The organism is Streptomyces sp. DSM 40868 (assembly GCF_011820545.1).
Lineage (GTDB): Bacteria > Actinomycetota > Actinomycetes > Streptomycetales > Streptomycetaceae > Streptomyces > Streptomyces eurythermus.
On sequence record NZ_CP050504.1, the window covers coordinates 4271997 to 4292913 of the forward strand.

Here is a 20917-nt window from a genome sequence, read left to right on the forward strand (position 1 = left end):
GGGCTCAGCCCTGTCGCCGGGCCGGGAGGCGGAGCGCGGCCGGTATCGCGAGGACGAGCAGCGCCGCCGCCACGGCGTAGGTGAGCCGGAAGCCGGCCGGGTCCGGGCCGGCGGCCCCGAGCAGCACGGACAGCAGGGCCGTACCGGCCGACGCGGCCAGCTGGGCGTTGATGCTCAGCGCGGTGCTCGCCCCGGCCAGCCGGTCCTCGGGCAGCTCACGGCTCGCGGTGGTCATCGCCGGCATCAGCGTCATCCCGGCGCCCACGCCCATCACCATGCCCGCGACGACGATCCGCCACGGCGCGGCTCCGGGCGTCCCGGTCTGCCAGGCCAGCAGGACCATGCCGAGGGCGCCCACCGCGCACCCCGCCGAGATCAGCAGGCGCGGGGCGACCCGGTCGACCCGCCGCGCCGCGATCTGCATCGTCGTACCGACCACGAGCCCGACCGGCGCGCCGAGCAGCCCGGCCGCCGTGGCGCTCAGGCCCCGCTCCTGCTGCCAGTACAGCGGGCCGAGCAGCATCGAGCCGAAGTATCCGCAGGTGAACGGGGCGAGCGTGGCGACCCCGGCGGCGAAGGTACGGTCCCGCAGCAGCCGCAGGTCCAGCAGCGGCGCGCGGACGGTGAGCGCCCGCCGCACGAAGGCCGTGGCGAGCACCGCGCCGGCGAGCGTCGGCAGCAGCGCACCGGGGGCCGTGAAGTCCCCGCGCTCGCCGCCGTGCGAGAGGCCGTACAGGAGCAGGGCCAGGCCGGGCGAGAGCATCAGCAGACCGGGGAGGTCCAGCCGGGGCCGGCCGGTGCCGGGGGCGTGGGGGGCGTCCTTCGGCAGCAGGCGGACCGCGAGGAACAGGGCCAGGGCGCCGACGGGCAGGTTGATCAGGAAGATCCACTGCCAGGAGGCGGCGTCGAGCAGCCACCCGCCGAGCACCGGGCCGGCGACCGGGCCGACCAGGATCGGCAGCCCCAGCAGGGCCATCGCGCGGCCGAGCCGGGCCCGGTCGGCGACCCGCATGCCCATCGCCATGCCGACCGGCTGGAGCAGTCCGCCGCCCAGCCCCTGCACCGCGCGGAACGCGATCAGGCTGGCCGCGTCCCAGGCGCAGGCGGCGAGCAGCGAGCCCAGCGCGAACAGGCCGAGCGCGAGCACGTAGGTGCGCTTGGCCCCGATCCGGGCCATCGCCCAGGCGGCGACCGGGATGACGGCGGCGAGCGCGAGCGTGTACGCGGTCGCGGTCCACTGGATGGTCTCCAGCGGGGCCCCGAAGGACTCCGAGAGGCGGCGCAGCGCGACGTTGACGATCGTCATGTCGAGCACGGACATGACGGTGCCGAGGACCACGACGATGACGACGCGGTAGAGGGCGGTGGGCGGTACGGCGGGCGTCTCGGTGCGGGCCGGGCCGGACTTCGCGGGGCGCACGGTACTCATCTGTCCGCCGCCCCTCAGGCCGCGTAGGGGTGTTCGGCCCGCGCGGCGCGCAGCGCCCGGCCCCACCAGGCGAGCTGGCCCAGCATGCCCTTGGCGGCGCCCGCGCACACCTCGGCGTCGCGCGGGGCGCCGTCCTCGCCGAGCCCGGACCAGGGGCCGTGCAGGCTGACCGAGTCGCGCACGGTCACGGCGTGCAGTTCGGCGAAGACCAGCCGGAGCTGCTCGACCGCGCGCAGGCCGCCGCCGAGACCGCCGTACGACACGAAACCGACGGGCTTGGCCTGCCATTCGCGCAGGTGCCAGTCCAGGAGGTTCTTCAGGGCGGCCGGGAAGCTGTGGTTGTACTCGGGCGTGACGACCACGAACGCGTCGGCGGCGGCGAGCCGCGGCGAGACCTCGCGCAGCGCGGCGACGGCCCCGGGTCCGGGCGTGCCGCCCCAGCCCGGCAGCACCAGCGGCAGGTCCACCCCGGCGAGGTCGATCACGTCGTAGGCGAGGTCCGGGCCGGCCTCGGCGGCGGTGGCGAGGAACCAGTCGGCGACCGCGCGGCCCTGACGTCCCTCCCGCACGCTGCCGACGATCACGGCTACGCGGAGCGGAGAGTCCCCGGCGGCGCGGGCCCCGGTGACGGAATCGGTGACGGACATGGCTGTCCCCCCTCTGGGCGATGCGATGGCGGGCGACCGCGTCCGGCGAGCGCCCCGCCAGCAAAGTACAACGACCGTTGTAAGAATTACAACGGTCGTTGTACTTCGGTTAGAGTTGCCCGGTCACGCGGGAGCCAGGGAGGCACGGATGGGCGGGACGGACGAGGCCCGGCGGGAGCGGACGGGGTCCGAGGTGTCACCGCGCAAGCTGCGCAAGCGGCAGGACATCGCGAGCGCCGCCTGCGCGGTCTTCGGCCGCGAGGGCTACGCGCGCGCCTCGGTCGACGCGCTCGCCGCCGCGGCCGGGGTCTCCACGCGCACGCTCTACAACCACTTCCCCGGCGGCAAGGCACAGCTCTTCCAAGCGGTCGTCACCTGGACGTCGAGCGAGGTCCGGGACGCCCAACTGGCCCGCCTGCGCGCCGCGCTGGACCCCGAGCGCCCGCCGCGCCCCGAGGACCTCGAACGCGACCTCGTCTCACTGGCCCGCGGGCTCATCCGGCTCATGGCCGACTACGCGTACCACTTCGCGCTGGTCCGCCACATCCACGCGGAGGCCGACCACGTGCCGCCCGAGGTCCTCACGGCCTGGCACGAGGCCGGACCGGCACCGGTGGGCCGCGCGCTCGCCGAGGCGCTGGCCCGCCTGGAGGACGCCGGCCTGCTCGACCTGCACGGCGACGCGACACTGGCGGGGGGCCACTTCATGGCCCTGATCTCCCACATGATCATCCAGTTCACCCACTACGGGGTACTGCCCCTGCCCCCCACGGAACAGGACCGCCTGATCACAGGCGGGGTGTCGGCGTTCCTCCGGGCGTACCGGGCGGGGTGAGGACGTACATGGTGCGCAGTAGGCCTTGTGGAACTCGGTACTGAGTGCAGCGCTACTGCTTCGCACCTGTTGGTCGTTGTGCTCCGCCTCGTCTCCGAGCTGACCGAACGCCTCGGTGCCGCCAGCCGCTTCCAGGCCGGGGCCTGTGCCGTCCGGCTCGGCTGGCTGGACGCCTGATCCCACACCGCGGCCTCAGGGCCTGTCCGACGGATCCTGTCCCGGACGCGAAGGCCCGGCACCCCCTCTCTCCCTGCCTCAAGGGCGTGCGGGGGCACCCCCATCGCCCCCGCTCACCTCTCGATGTGCCGGTAGGTGCTCAGCAGCAGCCAGGCGGCCGGCATCTCGCGGATCTCCAGGACCTTCTCGCCGTGGTCCAGGTGCTCCAGGCCCGAGTAGCGGCCCAGCCCGTAGGCGCCCACGCGCCGGTTGAGCAGCTCGATCAGCTCGGTGAGCGGCAGCCGGGCCCCGTCCAGTGCGACCGGGCGGCCGTTCTCGACGGTGACGGTGAGCAGTTCGATGGCGCCCGGCGCGGCGGTGGGCCGGCTCCACGCGTACATCTCCTCCGGCACCTCGTGCCGTTCGGGATCGTCGAGGAGGCGCCCTCGTACCCCAGGAGTGCCAGCGCTCCGTTGAGCCCGCGCAGGGGTGTTCTGCGAGCGGTTGGCGGTGTGCAGGACGGCCTGTGCGCCCAGCGAGCGGGCCAGCCGCACCGCGGTCTCCGCGATGAGCGGACGGCTGAGCGTGGAGCTGACGGGGTGGATGCCGAGGTACACGGCCTGCGCGGCGATGGCCGGTGCGACGAAACGGTCGGCGAACTCCGCGCGTCGGTCGAGCAGGTGGAGCCGTGCGCCGAGCGCCTCGGCCACCAGGCGTTTGTAGGGGCCGGATTCGTCCTCGCCGAGGTCCACGCTCACGGCGTGCACCTCGCGCAGCCCCATCCGGCGCAGGCGCAGCAGCGGATAGGAGCTGTCCAGCCCGCCGCTGAACAGGGTCACGACCGGTCGGTCGGGGTCCAGGTACGCGAGCCGGCCGAAGGAACGGACGAGCCGGGACGGTGCGGTGTTCGCAGCCTCTGTCGTGGTCACGGGGAGCAGACTTCTGCCCGGCGGCGCCTGTCACAACGCTTTCCCAACGACCGCGCCCGGCCTGGCCGGACCCGGACGCCACACGCGGCGGCGGGCTCCGGTGAGTGGACGCCGGCAAGCCCTGACGCGTCGGCGGTCAGCGTGCCCCGCCCGCCCCTGCTGATCCCGCCTTCTCCCAGCGCGGACAGGGCCGTCCCGTACGGCCATCCGGGGTGACCGCCGTTCCGACGGCGATGTCGGGGCGGATCGCGCCGGCACCGGGACGACCCGCCGAAGGTGCTGGGGCCACGGCCCCGGAGAGGACACCGGAGGCGGGCGGCGGGCCGCTCCTTTTGGAGGGGGGAGGCACGGCCCCGGGCTGGGAGCCCCGACCCGGCCGGGGGCCGTTGCGCGTTCCGCACGGGAGTCTGGCTCTCGGGCCAGCTACGGGCCAGCAAGCGACCTCGAAGGCGGGTACAAACACTCGGACCCCAGCTCATTCACGCGCTGAGCTGGGGTCCTTCCCGTAGGCCCTGTGGGACTCGAACCCACAACCAATGGATTAAAAGTCCACTGCTCTGCCAATTGAGCTAAGGGCCCGGGCGATGTTGCTTGTCCGAGCATAGCCGGACGGGGCCGTGTCGCCGATCGGGTATCGGGGAGACGGCCGCGTCACGGGAGGACGGGGCGGGCGCGTTGGTCACTTTTCGGCCGGTGTGGGGGCCGGCCGGCGGGTGAGGAACCAGTGGCGGGCCGACGCCAGCCACCAGGCCGTGGCGAAGCCGAGGACGGCCAGGACGGCGACCGGGGCGTAGTTGAAGGTCTTCCAGGTGACCGGGGAGACCTGCGGCAGCATGAACAGCACCGTGATCGCCAGCACCCAGGTCACCGAGACCACACCGATCGCCCCGGACCAGCGGCCCAGGTGCCAGGGGCCGCGGTCGAACGCGGCGCCCTTGCGGACCCGCAGGAAGGTCGGGATGACGTAGGCGATGTACAGGCCGATGACCGCGATCGACGTCACCGCCGCGTAGGCCGTCGTGTTGATCAGGTAGGGCAGGCCGAGGGCCAGCGCGCCGAGCGCGGCCAGCCAGACCGCCGCCACGGGGGTGCGGGTACGCGGGCCGACCGTGCGCCAGACGCGGGAGAACGGCAGCGCGCCGTCCCGCGAAAAGGCGTAGATCATGCGGCTGTTGGCGGTGACGGAGGCCATGCCGCAGAACAGCTGGGCGCCGATCACCACCAGCAGGAGCAGCTTGCCGGCGGTGGCCCCGAGGGCGTCCAGGAGGATCTGGGCGGGCGGTGCGCCGGTGGGGGAGGCGAGTTCCGCGTCGTAGGACTGGATGGCGAAGGTGAAGCCCAGCAGGAGCACGAAGCCGGCGATCCAGGACGTCCAGATCGAGCGGACGATGCCCTTCGGGCCCGCCGTGGCGGCGTCCCGGGTCTCCTCGGTCATGTGGGCGGAGGCGTCGTAGCCGGTGAAGGTGTACTGGGCCATCAGCAGCCCCAGCAGGACCACGTACGGGCCGCTGCCCCAGCCCGTCTCGTTGACGAAGCGGGTGAAGACGAAGGACGCCGGCTGGTGGTGGTCGGGGACCAGCGCCAGCGCGCCGGTGATCAGCGCGACCCCGAGGACGTGCCACCACACGCTCACCGCGTTCAGGAACGCCACGATCCGGACGCCGAAGGTGTTCAGCAGGCCGTGCAGGACGAGGATCGCCGCGAACAGCGCCACCGTGCGGCCCGGGGTCACCTCGAAACCGGTCTGGAGGTTCAGGTAGGCGCCCAGGAAGGAGGCCGCGCCGAAGTCGATGCCCGCGGTCACCGCCACCTGGCCCAGCACGTTGAACCAGCCCGTGAACCACGCCCAGGCCGCCGCCGACCGCGCGGGCGCCAGCCGGTGGGCCCAGAAGTACAGACCCGCCGAGGTCGGGTAGGCCGAGCAGATCTCGGCCATCGACAGGCCCACGGACAGCGTCATCAGGCCGACCGCGACCCAGCCCCAGGTGATCACGGCGGGGCCGCCCGTGGTCATGCCGAAGAGGTACAGGGTCAGACAGCCGGAGAGGACCGAGATGATCGTGAAGGAGACGGCGTAGTTCGAGAACGCCGACATCCGGCGGGCGAGGACCTGGGTGTAGCCGAGCTGGGCCAGCCGTTCCTCGTCCGACGGGCCGGGCGCCGCCCGCTGTCCGGTCACACGCGCGTCGTCTGCCATGTCCCCAGCAATTCCCTGCCCGCTGTTGTGATATGCGCCACTCGGCAGGGATGCGGAAGGGCCCGTACGACGGGTGTCGTACGGGCCCTTGCCTCAGCTCACTCGGTGTCAGCCGTTGCGCTTCCAGCGCGGCTTGTCCTCGCGGCGGCCGAAGGAGCCGCCGGTGCCACGGTGGTCGTCACGACGGCCGTAGGGGCGGTCGTGGCCGCCGGAGCGGAAGCCCGGGCGGTCGTCACGGCGGTCGCGGTTGAACGGACGGTCGCTGCCCCGGTGTCCGCCACGGTCGTCACGGCGGAAGCCCGGACGGTCGTCACGGCGCTCGAAACCACGGCCACCGCGGTCGTCACGGCGCTCGAACCCGCGACCGCCACGGTCGTCACGGCGCTCGAAACCACGGTCCCGGTCGAACGGACGGCGCTCGCCCCGGTCGTCCCGACGGTCGTCGCGACGCTCGAAACCACGGCCACCCCGGTCGTCACGGCGCTCGAACCCGCGACCACCTCGGTCGTCACGGCGCTCGAAACCACGGTCCCGGTCGAACGGACGGCGCTCGCCCCGGTCGTCCCGACGGTCGTCGCGACGCTCGAAACCACGGCCACCCCGGTCGTCACGGCGCTCGAAACCACGGTCGCGGTCCCGGTCGAACGAACGGCGGTCGCCCCGGTCCTCACGGCGGTCGTCGCGACGGTCGTCCCGGCGCTCGAAACCGCGCCGCTCCCGGCGCTCGTACGGTGCCGCCGCCGGGCGCTCCTCGCGCTCGGTCTCGCGCTCGGCCGGCTCCTCGGCCACGGCGAGCTGCTCCGCGGCCGTCGCCTGGGCCTCGGCCACCGCCGTCTCCGGGTCCTCGCCGCGCTCGCGGGCGACCCGGGCCACCAGCCGGTCGGCCTCCTCGCGCAGCTCGGTGGCGCGGCGCTGGGCGCGCTCCAGCTGCTTGGTGAGCTGGGCGACCTCGCGCTCGGCCTGCTGGGCGGCGTTGGCGGCGGACTCGGCCTGGACCTCGGTCATGGAGCGGGCGCCGGTGATCTCGGCGACCTCCGGGTCGAAGGCGGCACCGCCCTGGATGATGTGGCGGGCCGCGTCGACGCCGGCGTCCTCCATCAGGCGGAAGATCTGGCGCCGCTGGTGCGGCAGGGAGAGCGAGACGACCGTGCCGGTACGGCCCGCGCGGGCGGTACGGCCGGCCCGGTGCAGGTAGTCCTTGTGGTCGCCGGCCGGGTCCACGTTCAGGACCAGGTCGATGCCGTCGACGTGGATGCCGCGGGCGGCGACGTCGGTGGCGACGAGCACGTTCACGTACCCGTCCTTGAAGTCCGCCAGGGTCCGCGTGCGGGCGCCCTGGGTCATGCCGCCGTGCAGCGCGTCGGCCTTCACCCCGGCGTCGCGCAGCTGCTCGGCGACGCGGTCGGCACCCAGCTGGGTGCGGACGAAGATGATCGTGCGGCCCTTGCGGGAGGCGATCGCGGCGGTGACCGGCGCCTTGTCCTTGGGCTTCACGATGAGGATGTGGTGCGACATGGTCGTCACCGCGCCCTGGGCCGCGTCCACCTCGTGCAGGACGGGCTCGGTCAGGTAGCGGTCGACCAGGGTCTTGATCTCGTTCTCCATCGTGGCGGAGAAGAGCATGCGCTGGCCGCCGGCCGGGACCTGGTCGAGCAGCTCGGTGACCTCGGGCAGGAAGCCCAGGTCGGACATCTGGTCGGCCTCGTCGAGGACGGCGATCCGCACGTCCTCCAGGGAGCAGGCGCCGCGGTTGATGATGTCGCGCAGCCGGCCCGGGGTGGCGACCAGGATGTCCACGCCGCGCTCGAGGGCGTAGATCTGGTTGCCCATGGACGTGCCGCCGCAGACGACCTTCATCTTCAGGCCGAGGACGTCGCCGTAGGGCTGGAGGGCGTCGGCGACCTGCATGGCCAGTTCGCGGGTCGGGGTGAGGATGACGGCGCGGGGCCGCTTCTTCTCGGTGCGGCCCTCGGCCAGCAGGGCCAGGGTCGGCAGACCGAAGGAGAGGGTCTTGCCGGAGCCGGTGCGGCCACGGCCGAGGATGTCCTTGCCGGCCAGGGCGTCCGGGATGGTCGCGGCCTGGATCGGGAAGGGGGTCGTCACGCCGTTCTGCGCGAGCTTGCGCACGATGCCCTCGGGGAGGCCGAGGTCGGCGAAGGTGGTCTGGGGGGTGGTGTCAGCGGCCTCGGGGGCCTCGGTGACCTCGTTCGTCACGTCGAGTTCGTTCTCGTTCTCGTTCTCGGACATGACGATCTGGTCAGTACTGGACACGGACATGCGAATGCGAAACCTTCCGGAGTCTCGTCGGCACGCGCCCGTCAACTCCGTGATTCGCTCACGACCGCCTCGATGCGGTCCGCCACGGCAAAGGAGAGTACGCGCCACACGGCGCGCTCTGTGGTGGCGCCGGGCAAATGGGATCAAACGATCTACCACCATACGCACCTACCCCCCGTGAAGGCAAACCGAGCGGCGTAGACGCACGTCACAGCGGTCCGCCCGGTACCGGCGGAGCGGAAGGCGTCACACCGCCACGCCCGCCGCGGGCGCCGGTTCCCGCTGGACCAGCTGTGGCCCGGTCTCCTCGTGCGCCGACGAGGACGGCTCGGCCGACGGCGGCTCCGTGGCGGGCGGCGGCTCCGTGGTGGCCGGAGGCGGGGGCGGTGCGGAGCTGGCCGGGGGCGTGGGCGGCGCCTTGGTGGGCGCCGGGCCGCCGGGCGCGTCGGTCTCGCCCGGCTCCTCCGGCTCGCCGTGCTTCCCCGGCTTTCCCGGCTTCTCCGGTGCGGCCGAGGCGCTGCCCTTGCCCGACGGGGCGGGCGACGCCGGGCCGGACTCCCCCGGCTTCGCCCTGCCACCGTGACCGTGTTCGCCGCCACCGGTCCCGCCCACCTCGACGGGTCCGCCCACGCCCTGCGCCGGGCCACCGTCGGGTGCCTCGCCGGCGGGCTGTCCCGCCGAGTGGGAGGGGCGGGCCCGGCCCGCGCCGTCGCCCACGTTCACACAGCCGGCGGCGGCGGTGACGGCCAGTGCCGTGGCGGCCAGACGGACGGGTACGGACAAGGGGCGCACGGCGGCCACCTCCGGGGGCGGGGGACGGAAGTCAACCTCCCCAACTCCCGCCGCCCGCAAGAGGACACGCGCACGCCCCGGGCGCACGGCGGCACCCGCCGCCCCACGTTCACCCGCGCCGGGCGCCCTCCGCCGGTCACCCGCGCGGCGCGCGGCTCACCCGTACCCGAGGGCGTGCAGCCGGTCGTCGTCGATGCCGAAGTGGTGGGCGATCTCGTGCACCACCGTCACCTCGGTCTCCGCGATCACGTCCTCGCGGCTGGCGCACATCCTGAGCGTCGGCCCGCGGTAGATGGTGATCCGGTCCGGCAGGACACCCGCGTACCACTCGCCGCGCTCGGTCAGCGGTGTCCCCTCGTAGAGCCCGAGCAGCTCGGGATCGTCGGCGGGCGGTTCGTCCTCCACGAACACCGCGACGTTGTCCATCAGCCGCGTCAGCTCCGGCGGGATCCGGTCCAGCGCCTCGGCGACCAGTTCCTCGAACTCCTCGCGCGTCATCTCCAGCACACGGCCATTGTCCGGGAACCCGGCCGCATATCCACCCCTTGACGTGGGAATACGGCACCAATAGCCCGCGTCCCCGTCGCAGCCCCGAGCAGCATGCCGAACCGGACCCCGCCCCGCGTACGCCCCCGACCGCTCCCCCGTCTCGAACTCGCCGCCCGCCCCCGCCCCTGGGCGCGCGCCCTCGGCCTGGCCGCCGTCGTGCTGGCCGGTGCCTGGCTCGGCCTGCTGGTCGTCGGTGCCGTCCGGGTCCCGGTGGGCCCGGTGGACACGACGATGGCGCTGCGGCCCTCCCTCACCGGCGGCACGCGGATCGACGTGTCCCCGCTGGGCGCGCTCTCCCTGGACAGCCATGCGGCCCCGCTGCGCCTGGACGTGAACGTCGACCGGCTGGACCCGCCGCGCTCCCAGGCGCTGGTGGACCATCCGGAGCGGATCTCCGGACTCCAGGACGAGATCGTCCGGGACGTGGAGCACGGCACCCGGGACCTGGCCGTACGCTCCTGCGTCGCCGTGGTCCTCGGGGCCGGCGTCCTCGGTCTCGCCGTCTACCGCCGGCCGCGCCGGGCCCTGGCGGCCGGCGGGCTGGCCCTGGCGCTGCTGGCCGCCTCGGGCGCGTCGGCGTACGCCACCTGGAACCCGAAGTCGGTCCTGGAGCCGAGGTTCTCCGGGCTGCTGGCCTCGGCGCCGTCCGTGGTCGGCAACGCCCGCAGCATCGTCACGGAGTTCGACGTCTACCAGCACGAGCTGGCGCGCCTGGTGACGAACGTGACGAAGCTGTACGACGCCACGTCCACCCTCCCGGCCTACCGCCCGGATCCGACCACCATCCGGGTCCTGCACGTGTCGGACATCCATCTCAACCCGGCGAGCTGGAAGATCATCGGCTCGCTGGTGAAGCAGTACCAGGTGAACGTGATCGTGGACTCCGGGGACACGATGGATCACGGCACTGCGGCGGAGAACGGCTTCCTGGACCCGATCGGGGACCTGGGCGTGCCGTACGTGTGGGTGCGCGGCAACCACGATTCCCGGACCACCCAGCGCCATCTGGAGCGCATGCGCAACGTGCGCGTGCTGGACGACGGCCGGGCCGTGACGGTGGGCGGCCTGCGGTTCGCGGGCATCGGGGATCCGCAGTTCACCCCCGACCGCTCGGCGGCGCCCGGCGGCGAGGCGGCCGAGCGTCTGGCGGGCGCCCGGCTGGCCAGCGCCCTGCGCGACCAGCAGGCGGCCGGGACCCCGGTGGACGTGGCGGTGGCCCACGAGCCGACGGCCGCCGAGGAGACCGACGGCCAGGTGCCGCTGGTGCTCTGCGGGCATCTGCACCACGAGGGGACGCAGATGCTGCCGTACGGCACCCGGCTGCGGCGGGAGGGCTCCACCGGCGGCAGCGGGCTGCGGGCTGTGGAGCGCGAGCACCCCGCCCCGATCCAGGCCTCGATCCTCTACTTCGACCGGGACAGCCGCCGGCTCCAGGCGTGGGACGCGATCGAACTCGGGGGGCTGGGCCTGACAACGGCCGAGGTCAGCCGCCATCTGGTGGACGAGAACCAGCCCGGCGCCACCGCTCCCTCAGGCTCCCCTTCGCCCGCCTCTCCCCGCACCTCTCCGTAAACCGTTTTGGCGATACCCCTCGCCATCCCATATGCTTCTCACGTCCCCGACGCGCTGAGAAGCGCCCAGGCGGGCCGATAGCCCTCATCGTCTAGCGGCCTAGGACGCCGCCCTTTCAAGGCGGTAGCACGGGTTCGAATCCCGTTGGGGGCACGCATTACCGTGTGCGACACTGTTGCACGCACGCTTGGTCCTGTGGAGCAGTTTGGAGTGCTCGCCACCCTGTCAAGGTGGAGGCCGCGGGTTCAAATCCCGTCAGGACCGCTGGTGTTTCACGTGAAACACCGTGGCTGGGTAGCTCAGTTGGTACGAGCGTCCGCCTGAAAAGCGGAAGGTCGCCGGTTCGACCCCGGCCCCAGCCACAACCGCCCTGACCAGGGCAGAGCCCCTCTCCGTTCGCGGAGAGGGGCTCTTTCGTACCCACCATGCCCGACCCGCCATGCCCCCGGTACGCCCATGGAGCCCGCCACGGTGAAGGCCTTACCGAGCATCGATCCCACGCTGCCGCCCGACCGGTATCCCGAGCGGGTCTGGTACACCTCGTACGGCTCCAACACCCACCTGGACCGGCTCGCCGCCTACATCAAGGGCGGGCGTCCGCCCGGTGCGGGCAGGGAGTACCCGGGGTGCCGCGACCCCGCCATGCCGGCCCGGTCGGTCCCGGTGGAGCTGACCGGCGCGATGTACTTCGCCACCGAGTCCGCCGTCTGGGGCGGTGGGCGCGCCTTCTACGACCCGGATGCGGACGGCCGGGTGCTGGCCAGGGCGCATCTGGTGACGAGCGGGCAGTTCGCCGACATCGCGGCGCAGGAGATGTACCGGCTGCCGGTCGGGGACCTGGACCTCGCGGAGGTGCTCACACGCGGGCGCGCCGTCCTCGGCGACGGACGCTACGAGACCCTCGTCTGCGCCGGTCAGGTGGACGGCCTGCCGGTGCTCACGTTCACCGCGCCGTGGGGGATGAACGACGTGCCGTGGGTCGTGCCCTCCGCCGCCTACGTCCGCTTCCTGGCCGCGGGCCTGCTCTCCGCCGGGGCGTGGGACACCGAGGCGGTCGCCTCCTACGTCGCCTCCTGCCCGGGCGCCGACGGCCACTGGTCGCCCCGGGCCGTCGCCGCGCTGCTGGGCGACGGCACGCACGGGCAGCGGCCGCCCGGGAGGCCCTGACCCGGGCCGGGCCGCGTCCCGCCGTGACCGCCTTGGCACCGCGTCCGCCCGGCGCTACGTTCGGCCTCGTCGCGCGTGGTGCGCGGGAACGGGGGGAGCGAACATGAGCCGGAACGAGGACAGAGCCGGACGGGACACCGACCTGGAGAAGGTCCGGGCCCGGTACGGGCTGTTCGCGGTCGTCGTCAGCAATCTCGCGATCGCCGCGGTCGCGATCGTCGGCGTCTGGCAGCTCGACGGGGACAAGGGAGTGATCATCGGCATCCTCACCGCCGCGTTCACCGCCGTGAGCAGCCTGACCACGGCCTACCTGGGCATCAAGGCCGTCTCCAACACCGCCCGGTCGATCGCGCTGGGCGACGGCGCGGCCCGCAGGCACCCCGAGGCCACCCCGGCGGCCCCGCCCGCCCAGGGCGCCTCCTAAGCCCTGGCGTCCTCCTGCGCGGCAGGTCCGACCGGGCGCCCGCCCGGGTGGCGGTGGCGCCAGATCAGGAAGACCGCGCAGGAGACCGCCGCCCAGCCCGCCAGCACCAGGAACGGGACCGCGTGCTGGTGGCCCCGGAAGTACACGGCTGTGTGCTGGGCGTTCACCGAGGCGCCGGGTGGCAGCCAGCGGCCGATCGTGCCGAGCAGGGACGGCAGGAGCGGCCAGGAGACGGCACCGCCGGACGACGGGTTGCCCAGCAGCACCATCAGGCCCCAGGTCGGCAGCATGGCCCACCGGCCGAACAGGGTGTTGAACATCGTGAACACCATGCCGGACGTGAACATCGTGAAGGCGAGGATGGCCCACGACTCCACGAACGGCAGCCGCACCGCGCCCAGCCACCAGTCGGTCACCGCGGCGATCGTGAACCCGCCGAGCACCGAGTAGGCGACGGTGTAGGCGATCCGCTCCAGCGGGTTCAGCTCCCGCGCGTGCACGCTGAGCTGGATGGCGCCGACGAAGCCGATGATCACGGCGGCGAGGGTGATGTAGAAGATGGCCAGCCCGCGCGGGTCGCCCGGCTGCAACGGCTTGAGGTCACGGACCGCCACGGTGGTCCCGGTGGCCTTGCCGACCTGCCGCGCCGCCTGCCCGAGCACCTGGGCGACCGTCGCGCCGGACGCCCCGGACACGTCCAGGGTGATCGTCCGGCCGCCTGCGGGCACGTCCAGCACCGCGAACACCTTCTGCTCGTCCACGGCCCGTACCGCGTCGTCCCGGCTGTCGTACGGGTGCAGCCGCATCGAGGCGTCCAGCGCCTCCTCCATGCCGTCGATGAACCGCCGGGCGGCCGGTTCACCGTAGTGGCCGGTGACCGCCGTGGGGATGCCGTGCGGGGTCGGGTTGGCCATGGCGTACGTGTACGAACCGGCGAAAAGGCCGGCCGCGGCGGCGAGGATGAGGACGAGGACCGTGGCGGGGAGGAAGGGGGACTCCCGGAATGCCGCCCAGCGTTGCGAATCGGGCATAACGGCTACTTTGGCATCCCGTCGTGGGTGGTGCCTCCCGGTGAACCGGCCCGTACACAGGCCCCCGTCAAATCGTTCGCGTGTTTTTCGCCCCGGGTGAGATCCTGGATCGCGTATGTCTACGCATCCTGCCCCCGCCCTCGGCACCCTCGCCCCCCGTCTGACCGAGTTGTCGCTGCGCGACGCGCACCGGCTCGGGCGGCGGCTGGAGGGCGCGCGCAAGATCCGCAAGCCGGAGGCCCGCGCCGCCGTCATCGCCGAGATCGAGACCGAGATCGACCGCGCCGCGCAGCGGATGGCCGAACGCCGCTCGCGCGTGCCTGCCGTCACCTACCCCGAGCAGCTGCCGGTCAGCCAGAAGAAGGACGCGATCGCGGACGCCATCCGCGACCACCAGGTCGTGATCGTGGCCGGTGAGACCGGCTCCGGCAAGACCACGCAGATCCCCAAGATCTGCATGGAGCTGGGCCGTGGCGTGCGCGGCATGATCGGGCACACCCAGCCGCGCCGGATCGCCGCCCGGACGGTGGCCGAGCGGGTCGCGGAGGAGCTGAAGACCCCGCTCGGCGAGGCCGTCGGCTGGAAGGTCCGCTTCACCGACCAGGTGAACCCGGACGCCACCTTCGTCAAGCTGATGACGGACGGCATCCTGCTCGCCGAGATCCAGACCGACCGCGAGCTGCGCGCCTACGACACGATCATCATCGACGAGGCCCACGAGCGGTCCCTCAACATCGACTTCCTGCTGGGCTACCTGGCCCAGCTGCTGCCCAGGCGCCCGGACCTGAAGGTCGTCATCACCTCGGCGACCATCGACCCCGAGCGCTTCTCCCGGCACTTCGGCGACGCCCCGATCATCGAGGTGAGCGGGCGGACGTACCCCGTGGAGGTGCGCTACCGGCCGCTGCTGGAGGAGGAGTCCGAGGACGCCGACCGCGACCAGATCACCGCCATCACCGACGCCGTCGAGGAGCTGATGGCCGAGGGGCCGGGCGACATCCTGGTCTTCCTCTCCGGCGAGCGGGAGATCCGGGACACGGCGGACGCGCTGGAGAAGAAGAAGTACCGATTCACCGAGGTCCTGCCGCTGTACGCCCGGCTGTCCCACGCCGAGCAGCACCGCGTCTTCCAGCAGCACACCGGGCGCCGGATCGTCCTGGCCACCAACGTGGCCGAGACCTCCCTCACCGTCCCGGGCATCAAGTACGTCATCGACCCCGGCTTCGCCCGGATCAGCCGCTACAGCCACCGCACCAAGGTCCAGCGGCTGCCCATCGAGCCGATCAGCCAGGCCAGCGCCAACCAGCGCAAGGGCCGCTGCGGCCGTACGTCCGACGGCATCTGCATCCGGCTGTACTCCGAGGAGGACTTCCTCGCCCGCCCGGAGTTCACGGACGCCGAGATCCTGCGGACGAACCTCGCCTCCGTCATCCTCCAGATGACCGCGGCCGGCCTCGGCGACATCGAGAAGTTCCCCTTCATCGACCCGCCGGACCACCGCAACATCCGCGACGGCGTGCAGCTGCTCCAGGAGCTGGGCGCGCTGGACCCCGCCCAGAAGGACCCCCGCAAGCGGCTCACGGACACCGGCCGCAAACTGGCCCAGCTGCCGGTCGACCCGCGGCTGGCCCGGATGGTCCTGGAGGCCGACAAGAACGGCTGCGTCCGCGAGGTCATGGTGATCGCCGCCGCGCTGTCCATCCAGGACCCGCGCGAGCGCCCGGCCGACAAGCAGGCCCAGGCCGACCAGCAGCACGCCCGCTTCAAGGACGAGACCAGCGACTTCCTCGCCTATCTGAACCTGTGGCGTTACATCCGCGAACAGCAGAAGGAGCGCGGCTCCAGCTCCTTCCGCCGGATGTGCAAGCAGGAGTACCTGAACTTCCTGCGTATCCGCGAATGGCAGGACATCTACACCCAGTTGCGCACGGTCGCCAAGCAGATGGGCATCCATCTGAACGAGGACGACGCCCCGGCCGACCGGGTCCATGTCTCCCTCCTGGCCGGCCTGCTGTCCCACATCGGGATGAAGGACGTCAAGGACGGCAACAAGAACGAGTACCTGGGCGCCCGCAACGCCAAGTTCGCGATCTTCCCGGGCTCGGCGCTGTTCCGGAAGCAGCCCAAGTTCGTGATGTCCGCCGAGCTGGTGGAGACGTCCAGGCTCTGGGCCCGGGTCAACGCCAAGATCGAGCCGGAGTGGGTCGAGCCCCTCGCCGGGCACCTGCTGAAGCGGACGTACAGCGAACCGCACTGGGAGAAGGACCAGGCGGCCGTGATGGCGTACGAGAAGGTCACGCTGTACGGCGTACCGATCGTCGCGCAGCGGAAGGTGAACTACGGCCGCATCGACCCCGAGGTCTCCCGCGAGCTGTTCATCCGCAACGCGCTGGTGGAGGGCGACTGGCGCACGCACCACAAGTTCTTCGCCGACAACCGCAAGCTGCTCAGCGAGGTCGAGGAGCTGGAACACCGCGCCCGGCGCCGGGACATCGTCGTCGACGACGACACGCTCTTCGACTTCTACGACCAGCGGGTGCCCGAACACGTCGTGTCCGGCGCGCACTTCGACTCCTGGTGGAAGCACAAGCGGCACGAGCAGCCGGACTTCCTGGACTTCGAGCGGGAGATGCTCATCCGGGAGTCGGCGGAGGCGGTCACCAAGGCCGACTACCCGGACACCTGGCGCCAGGGCAACCTGAAGTTCAGGGTCACCTACCAGTTCGAGCCGGGCGCGGACGCCGACGGTGTGACGGTGCACATCCCGCTCCAGGTGCTCAACCAGGTCACGGACGAGGGCTTCGACTGGCAGATCCCGGGCCTGCGCGAGGAGGTGGTGACGGAGCTGATCCGCTCGCTGCCCAAGCCGATCCGCCGCAACTACGTGCCGGCGCCGAACTACGCCAAGGCGTTCCTGGAGCGGGCGGTGCCCCTCCAGGAGCCGCTGACCGTCACCATGGCCCGCGAGCTGAAGCGGATGGTCGGCGTGCCCTTCGAGGCGGACGACTTCGACTGGTCGAGGGTCCCCGACCATCTGAAGATCACGTTCCGGATCGTCGACGAGCGGCGCCGCAAACTCGCCGAGGACAAGGACCTCGAGGCGCTGAAGCTCCGGCTGAAGCCGAAGGCGCGCAAGGCCCTGTCCCAGGCCGCGGCGGCGACCGCCTCCCGCGAGGGCGGCGAGTCCCTGGAGCGCAAGGGCCTCACCGACTGGACGATCGGCACCCTCAACCGGGTCTTCGAGACCCGCCGGGCCGGGCAGCCGGTGCGGGCCTACCCGGCGCTGGTGGACGACGGCGACACGGTCTCGGTGCGGCTCTTCGACACCGAGGCGGAGCAGGCGGAGGCCATGTGGAAGGGCACCCGCCGGCTGATCCTGCGCAACATCCCGGTGAACCCGGCGAAGTTCGCGTCCGAGAAGCTGACGAACCAGCAGAAGCTGGCCCTGTCCGCGAATCCGCACGGCTCCATCCAGGCCCTGTTCGACGACTGCGCGATGGCGGCGGCGGACAAGCTGATCGCGGACTTCGGCGGCCCGGTGTGGGACGAGGAGTCGTACCGCAAGCTGTACGACAAGGTGCGCGCGGAGATCGTGGACACCACGGTCCGTACGGTCGCCCAGGTGCAGCAGGTGCTGGCCGCCTGGCAGGCCTGTGAACGGCGCCTGAAGGCCGTGCGCAGCCCCGCGCTGCTCGCCAACCTGACGGACGTCCGCAAGCAGCTGGACGCCCTTGTGAAGCCCGGCTTCGTCACCTGGGCGGGCATACGGCGCCTGCCCGACCTGATGCGCTATCTGGTGGCCGCCGACCGGCGCCTGCAGCAGATGCCGACGAACGTGCAGCGGGACACCACGCGCATGGAGAAGGTGCACGAGATGCAGGACGAGTACGCCTGGCTGCTGGAACAGCTCCCGCAGGGCCGCCCGGTGCCGCAGCAGGTGCTGGACATCCGCTGGATGATCGAGGAGCTGCGGGTCAGCTATTTCGCCCACGCGCTGGGCACGGCGTACCCGGTCTCGGACAAGCGGATCGTGAAGGCGATCGACGCGGCGGCCCCGTAACGGCCCCGGCACGGAGGGTGAGTTCGACCGGAGCCCTCACCCTCCTGTACAGTCCTTCTCGCAGCGCAACGCACGAACAAGCGCCGCGAGCAAGGTCCTGTGGAGCAGTTTGGAGTGCTCGCCACCCTGTCAAGGTGGAGGCCGCGGGTTCAAATCCCGTCAGGACCGCACAGAGAGTTTCGAGGCCCGCATCCCGCAAGGGACAGCGGGCCTCACTCGTGTCCCGCACCACCCCAGGTGGAGGCCGCGCCCGCGGCGAAGCCGCAATCAGACACGGCACATCCCGTCAGGACCGCACAAGAGGAGGGCCCTCGCGAGGGGGCCCTTCCGCTTTTACCCGTCGGCGTGCGCTTTTGCCGTCTCGGCGTGCGGCCTTGACGGCGTCTCGTTCCGCCGGTACCCAGGGAGCAGGGCCCGTTCCTCCTGTGCGGCCCCTGGAGGTGGCGTATGGCGGCGTCGGTCAGGCACGAGACTCGGGCGCTTCTGAGGGCCCACCTGTCGGCCGCCTCGTCCTACCGGCATCTGACCCGCCACTGTCCCGTCTGCCACCACCTGCTGCGGCTGGCGATGGCCGCCGGCCCGCGGGGCCGGGAGGGCGAGCCGGAGACCACCGAGGGCGAGGGGCGCCGCCGCGGGTGACCCCGCCGGGCCCAACACCCGTACAGACGTGGGAATCTGGAACCGGCGCTTCCCTTTAACCCATGCGCACCGCGAGCGGCAAGCGCCCCGCAGTGTGACGGGAGTCACCGCACGAGTTTGGGAAACAGGGGAACTTACCCCCTCCCTACAACGGGTCAATTTAATATGTGCAATTGCACTTGGTCCCGACCTCGCGCACAGCCGTTCCGACAGGCCTCCCCAGAGTCCGACAAGGACGCTCACCAGCGCCGTCCCCACCGCCGGCCCGCGCACAAAAAAGATCGCGCTGGACCCGGCGGAGTCCAGCGCGATCGACGACGCACCCTGTGCCGTATGCCTACGGCGTTCTCATCGGCTTGGGCGTGGGGCCTGTTGGGGCAGGACCCGCGTCGCTTGGAGCTAGGGTTTCGGGCGCCTCGGACAGTTGGGGGACCGTCCGTCTTGCCCGGTTATGCGGTTGTTCAGGCCTCGCTGCGCTGCTGCGGGATGCCCGCCAGCAGCGCCCGGACCTCCGCCTCGCGGTAGCGGCGGTGCCCACCGAGCGTGCGGATGGACGTGAGCTTGCCGGCCTTCGCCCACCGCGTGACCGTCTTGGGGTCGACGCGGAACATGGTGGCGACCTCAGCGGGGGTCAGCAGCGGCTCGGCATCAGGGGTGCGAGCGGTCATGAGCGGCCTCCTCGGGAGAACCGAACCTTCTCGGTTCTTTCCTCTAAATTCTGCACCTTGACCCGCGTTGCCCGAAATGGCGGACGCGAGTCGAGTCGGTTATAGGACGAACGGCTTGTCCTCGGCACTACAACTACACCATCTGTCCAGCCGCGTCGGCCAAACCGATGGAATTGCCCTCCCAGGTGTTCATCAGCGACGGAAGCCGATGGACCATGCCATAGCGGACAGTCACTCCACTGTGACGATCAGTCACAGTGGCGTTCAGGAGTCACCGGACCCCCCAAAGCGTGCAATGCTGAGATTCCGGCCATAGTGGAGCATAGTTGGACGGACGGAGCCCTCCCCGGACTCCTTGTCCTATTTTGGCACGAGGGGTGGCATCCAGGGCAAGGGCCTTGTAAGTGCAGTCCATCACCCTTGGGACAAAAGTCCAGATCGAGTCCAACGTCCCGTCAGGTGGTCAAGCGAGGTAGAACGTACGTCTTCCGGTGCCTGTTTGACTGTGACGCACGCCACTCAGTTCGCGGAACGCCGGTCCCTGACCGCCCGCCAGCGCTCCACCAGCCGTCCGTACGCCTCCCCGGCGGCCACCTCGTCACCCCGGCGCAGTGCCTCGATGCCGGTCGCGACGTCCGCCGCCGAGTGGTCGTCCTCCAACTCGCCCGCCGGCAGTACGTGCACCAGCCCGCCGTAGTCCAGCTCCACCAGCGAGCGCGGGTGGAACTCCTCCAGCCAGCGGCCGACGTCCACCACGCCGTCGACCAGCGGCCCCTCCTCGACGGTGTCCCGCAGGGTGCGCAGCGCCCGTGCCACCCGGCGCCGGGCCTGCACCATCGGGGTGCGGTAGCGCAGCACCGGGGGCACGTCGGCGGTCCCCTTGTCGTACCGCCGCTCCTCGTCCGAGACCAGCACGAACCAGTTCAGCGGCACCTGCCAGGTCGCCGTGCGGATCCACGGGCGGGCGTCGGGGTTGCGGGCGAGCCAGCGCTCGTAGTCCTGGGCCGCCTGCCGGCGCACCACGGGCGGCAGCACCGCGTCCAGCACCGGCGGGGGCAGCTCCTCCGCGAGGTCGTCCAGGGCCTGCCAGCCGCGCAGCCGGGTCCGCCAGGGGCACACGCAGACGATCCCGTCGATCTCCAGCACGAAGGCGTCGCCGCTCTCGTGCACCGGCACCGCGATCGGCGGGGTGGCCACCAAGTCGGCCAGGGAGCGCCGCAGTTCGTCCTGGTAGGAGGGGCGGTCGGGGCGGCGGGCGTAGCGCGCCCAGTGGCCGCGCTCCGGCTCCGGGAAGGCGCCCAGCGGCTCGTACACACGCAGATACGCGGCATAGGGGACGACCACGGAGGACACCTTGGGCACGCCTGCTCCCTCCCCATCGGGCCCGGCTCGAAACCACTGCAAATCGTGCCACGGACATGCGTGCGCGGCGGGCCCGGGAGAGTGATCCTGAACACTGAGCGGATGGTGACGGGGCCGAGGCTCTACGCTCATGCCACGGCTCCCCGCCACCCGTACGGGGACCGACCCCACTCGCCGCTAGTA

16 protein-coding genes and 5 tRNA genes are annotated in these 20917 nt (G+C 71.9%); 10 read left to right on the plus strand and 11 right to left on the minus strand.

The features are described 5' to 3' along the window. Positions 1 to 4 precede the first annotated feature (4 nt). Together HB370_RS19375 and HB370_RS19380 are read right to left on the minus strand one after the other, a co-directional pair. Positions 5 to 1429 carry a DHA2 family efflux MFS transporter permease subunit gene (locus HB370_RS19375; protein WP_030792584.1) on the minus strand — a complete coding sequence of 475 codons (1425 nt, stop codon included), beginning with the start codon at positions 1427 to 1429 and terminating at the stop codon, positions 5 to 7. A 14-nt stretch (positions 1430 to 1443) separates the two neighbouring features. After that, the gene (locus tag HB370_RS19380; RefSeq protein ID WP_030792581.1) at positions 1444 to 2076 is read right to left on the minus strand and encodes an NAD(P)H-dependent oxidoreductase; all 633 of its coding nucleotides are present in this window, start codon (positions 2074 to 2076) and stop codon (positions 1444 to 1446) included. 148 nt (positions 2077 to 2224) lie between these two features. Here HB370_RS19380 and HB370_RS19385 point away from each other — a divergent pair, with 148 nt between their 5' ends. Continuing rightward, on the plus strand, positions 2225 to 2911 hold the full coding sequence (locus tag HB370_RS19385) for a TetR/AcrR family transcriptional regulator (protein WP_030792576.1): 687 nt from the start codon (positions 2225 to 2227) through the stop codon (positions 2909 to 2911). Between the two features lie 290 nt (positions 2912 to 3201). On the opposite strand, the gene HB370_RS19395 is transcribed toward HB370_RS19385, so the two are convergent. The 6 genes from HB370_RS19395 to HB370_RS19420 form a co-directional block, all read right to left on the minus strand. Further along, positions 3202 to 3996: an argininosuccinate synthase domain-containing protein gene (locus HB370_RS19395; RefSeq protein WP_051816138.1), complete on the minus strand. Its 795-nt coding sequence runs from the start codon at positions 3994 to 3996 to the stop codon at positions 3202 to 3204. A gap of 506 nt (positions 3997 to 4502) precedes the next feature. After that, positions 4503 to 4575: transfer RNA gene (locus HB370_RS19400), tRNA-Lys, on the minus strand. 100 nt (positions 4576 to 4675) lie between these two features. Then, positions 4676 to 6193, minus strand: coding sequence for an amino acid permease (locus HB370_RS19405; RefSeq protein ID WP_030792569.1), 1518 nt, complete (start codon positions 6191 to 6193; stop codon positions 4676 to 4678). 108 nt (positions 6194 to 6301) lie between these two features. Next, positions 6302 to 8470, minus strand: a complete 2169-nt coding sequence (locus tag HB370_RS19410) for a DEAD/DEAH box helicase (RefSeq protein WP_167513000.1) — start codon at positions 8468 to 8470, stop codon at positions 6302 to 6304. Between the two features lie 246 nt (positions 8471 to 8716). Then, entirely contained in the window at positions 8717 to 9262 is a 546-nt protein-coding gene (locus tag HB370_RS19415) for a hypothetical protein (RefSeq protein WP_037703090.1), read from the minus strand. 156 nt (positions 9263 to 9418) lie between these two features. Beyond that, complete coding sequence (locus HB370_RS19420) at positions 9419 to 9769, minus strand: metallopeptidase family protein (RefSeq protein ID WP_030792559.1); 351 nt, start codon at positions 9767 to 9769, stop codon at positions 9419 to 9421. Between the two features lie 93 nt (positions 9770 to 9862). Between HB370_RS19420 and HB370_RS19425 the strand changes: the two genes are divergently transcribed. The 6 genes from HB370_RS19425 to HB370_RS19450 all read left to right on the plus strand — a co-directional run bounded on the left by HB370_RS19425 (position 9863) and on the right by HB370_RS19450 (position 12974). Next, positions 9863 to 11383 (plus strand): metallophosphoesterase, encoded by a 1521-nt coding sequence (locus HB370_RS19425; RefSeq protein ID WP_030792556.1) that lies wholly within the window; start codon positions 9863 to 9865, stop codon positions 11381 to 11383. A gap of 80 nt (positions 11384 to 11463) precedes the next feature. Further along, positions 11464 to 11536: transfer RNA gene (locus HB370_RS19430), tRNA-Glu, on the plus strand. Positions 11537 to 11572: 36 nt separating this feature from the next. Next, a tRNA-Asp gene (locus HB370_RS19435) sits at positions 11573 to 11647 on the plus strand. Between the two features lie 24 nt (positions 11648 to 11671). Further along, a tRNA-Phe gene (locus HB370_RS19440) sits at positions 11672 to 11745 on the plus strand. A 109-nt stretch (positions 11746 to 11854) separates the two neighbouring features. After that, positions 11855 to 12550, plus strand: a complete 696-nt coding sequence (locus HB370_RS19445; protein ID WP_030792553.1) for a hypothetical protein — start codon at positions 11855 to 11857, stop codon at positions 12548 to 12550. Positions 12551 to 12653: 103 nt separating this feature from the next. Beyond that, positions 12654 to 12974, plus strand: coding sequence for an ABC transporter ATP-binding protein (locus HB370_RS19450; protein WP_030792550.1), 321 nt, complete (start codon positions 12654 to 12656; stop codon positions 12972 to 12974). Here the strand turns inward: HB370_RS19450 and HB370_RS19455 are convergent. Then, positions 12971 to 14005: an ABC transporter permease gene (locus HB370_RS19455; protein ID WP_030792547.1), complete on the minus strand. Its 1035-nt coding sequence runs from the start codon at positions 14003 to 14005 to the stop codon at positions 12971 to 12973. The two genes, HB370_RS19450 and HB370_RS19455, sit on opposite strands and share 4 nt — an antisense overlap. 115 nt (positions 14006 to 14120) lie before the next feature. Here HB370_RS19455 and hrpA point away from each other — a divergent pair, with 115 nt between their 5' ends. The 3 genes from hrpA (at position 14121) to HB370_RS19470 (ending at position 18704) form a co-directional block, all read left to right on the plus strand. After that, positions 14121 to 18065 (plus strand): ATP-dependent RNA helicase HrpA, encoded by a 3945-nt coding sequence (gene hrpA, locus HB370_RS19460; RefSeq protein WP_030792544.1) that lies wholly within the window; start codon positions 14121 to 14123, stop codon positions 18063 to 18065. 93 nt (positions 18066 to 18158) lie between these two features. Then, positions 18159 to 18233, plus strand: a tRNA-Asp gene (locus HB370_RS19465). Positions 18234 to 18512: 279 nt separating this feature from the next. Further along, positions 18513 to 18704, plus strand: a complete 192-nt coding sequence (locus HB370_RS19470) for a DUF6274 family protein (protein WP_030792541.1) — start codon at positions 18513 to 18515, stop codon at positions 18702 to 18704. Between the two features lie 461 nt (positions 18705 to 19165). Here HB370_RS19470 and bldC read toward each other — a convergent pair whose 3' ends face one another. Both bldC and HB370_RS19480 read right to left on the minus strand, forming a co-directional pair. Then, positions 19166 to 19372 (minus strand): developmental transcriptional regulator BldC, encoded by a 207-nt coding sequence (gene bldC / locus HB370_RS19475; RefSeq protein WP_003949541.1) that lies wholly within the window; start codon positions 19370 to 19372, stop codon positions 19166 to 19168. 519 nt (positions 19373 to 19891) lie between these two features. Next, the gene (locus tag HB370_RS19480; RefSeq protein WP_030792538.1) at positions 19892 to 20734 is read right to left on the minus strand and encodes a hypothetical protein; all 843 of its coding nucleotides are present in this window, start codon (positions 20732 to 20734) and stop codon (positions 19892 to 19894) included. Positions 20735 to 20917: the final 183 nt, after the last annotated feature.

What these genes read in the sequence shown, in the direction of transcription:
- HB370_RS19425 (WP_030792556.1), top strand. Translation starts at nt 9,863, where the DNA reads ATGCCGAACCGGACCCCGCCCCGCGTACGCCCCCGACCGCTCCCCCGT.
- HB370_RS19375 (WP_030792584.1), bottom strand. Translation starts at nt 1,429, where the DNA reads ATGAGTACCGTGCGCCCCGCGAAGTCCGGCCCGGCCCGCACCGAGACG.
- HB370_RS19380 (WP_030792581.1), bottom strand. Translation starts at nt 2,076, where the DNA reads ATGTCCGTCACCGATTCCGTCACCGGGGCCCGCGCCGCCGGGGACTCT.
- HB370_RS19455 (WP_030792547.1), bottom strand. Translation starts at nt 14,005, where the DNA reads ATGCCCGATTCGCAACGCTGGGCGGCATTCCGGGAGTCCCCCTTCCTC.
- HB370_RS19405 (WP_030792569.1), bottom strand. Translation starts at nt 6,193, where the DNA reads ATGGCAGACGACGCGCGTGTGACCGGACAGCGGGCGGCGCCCGGCCCG.
- bldC (WP_003949541.1), bottom strand. Translation starts at nt 19,372, where the DNA reads ATGACCGCTCGCACCCCTGATGCCGAGCCGCTGCTGACCCCCGCTGAG.
- HB370_RS19385 (WP_030792576.1), top strand. Translation starts at nt 2,225, where the DNA reads ATGGGCGGGACGGACGAGGCCCGGCGGGAGCGGACGGGGTCCGAGGTG.
- HB370_RS19410 (WP_167513000.1), bottom strand. Translation starts at nt 8,470, where the DNA reads ATGTCCGTGTCCAGTACTGACCAGATCGTCATGTCCGAGAACGAGAAC.
- HB370_RS19450 (WP_030792550.1), top strand. Translation starts at nt 12,654, where the DNA reads ATGAGCCGGAACGAGGACAGAGCCGGACGGGACACCGACCTGGAGAAG.
- hrpA (WP_030792544.1), top strand. Translation starts at nt 14,121, where the DNA reads ATGTCTACGCATCCTGCCCCCGCCCTCGGCACCCTCGCCCCCCGTCTG.
- HB370_RS19470 (WP_030792541.1), top strand. Translation starts at nt 18,513, where the DNA reads ATGGCGGCGTCGGTCAGGCACGAGACTCGGGCGCTTCTGAGGGCCCAC.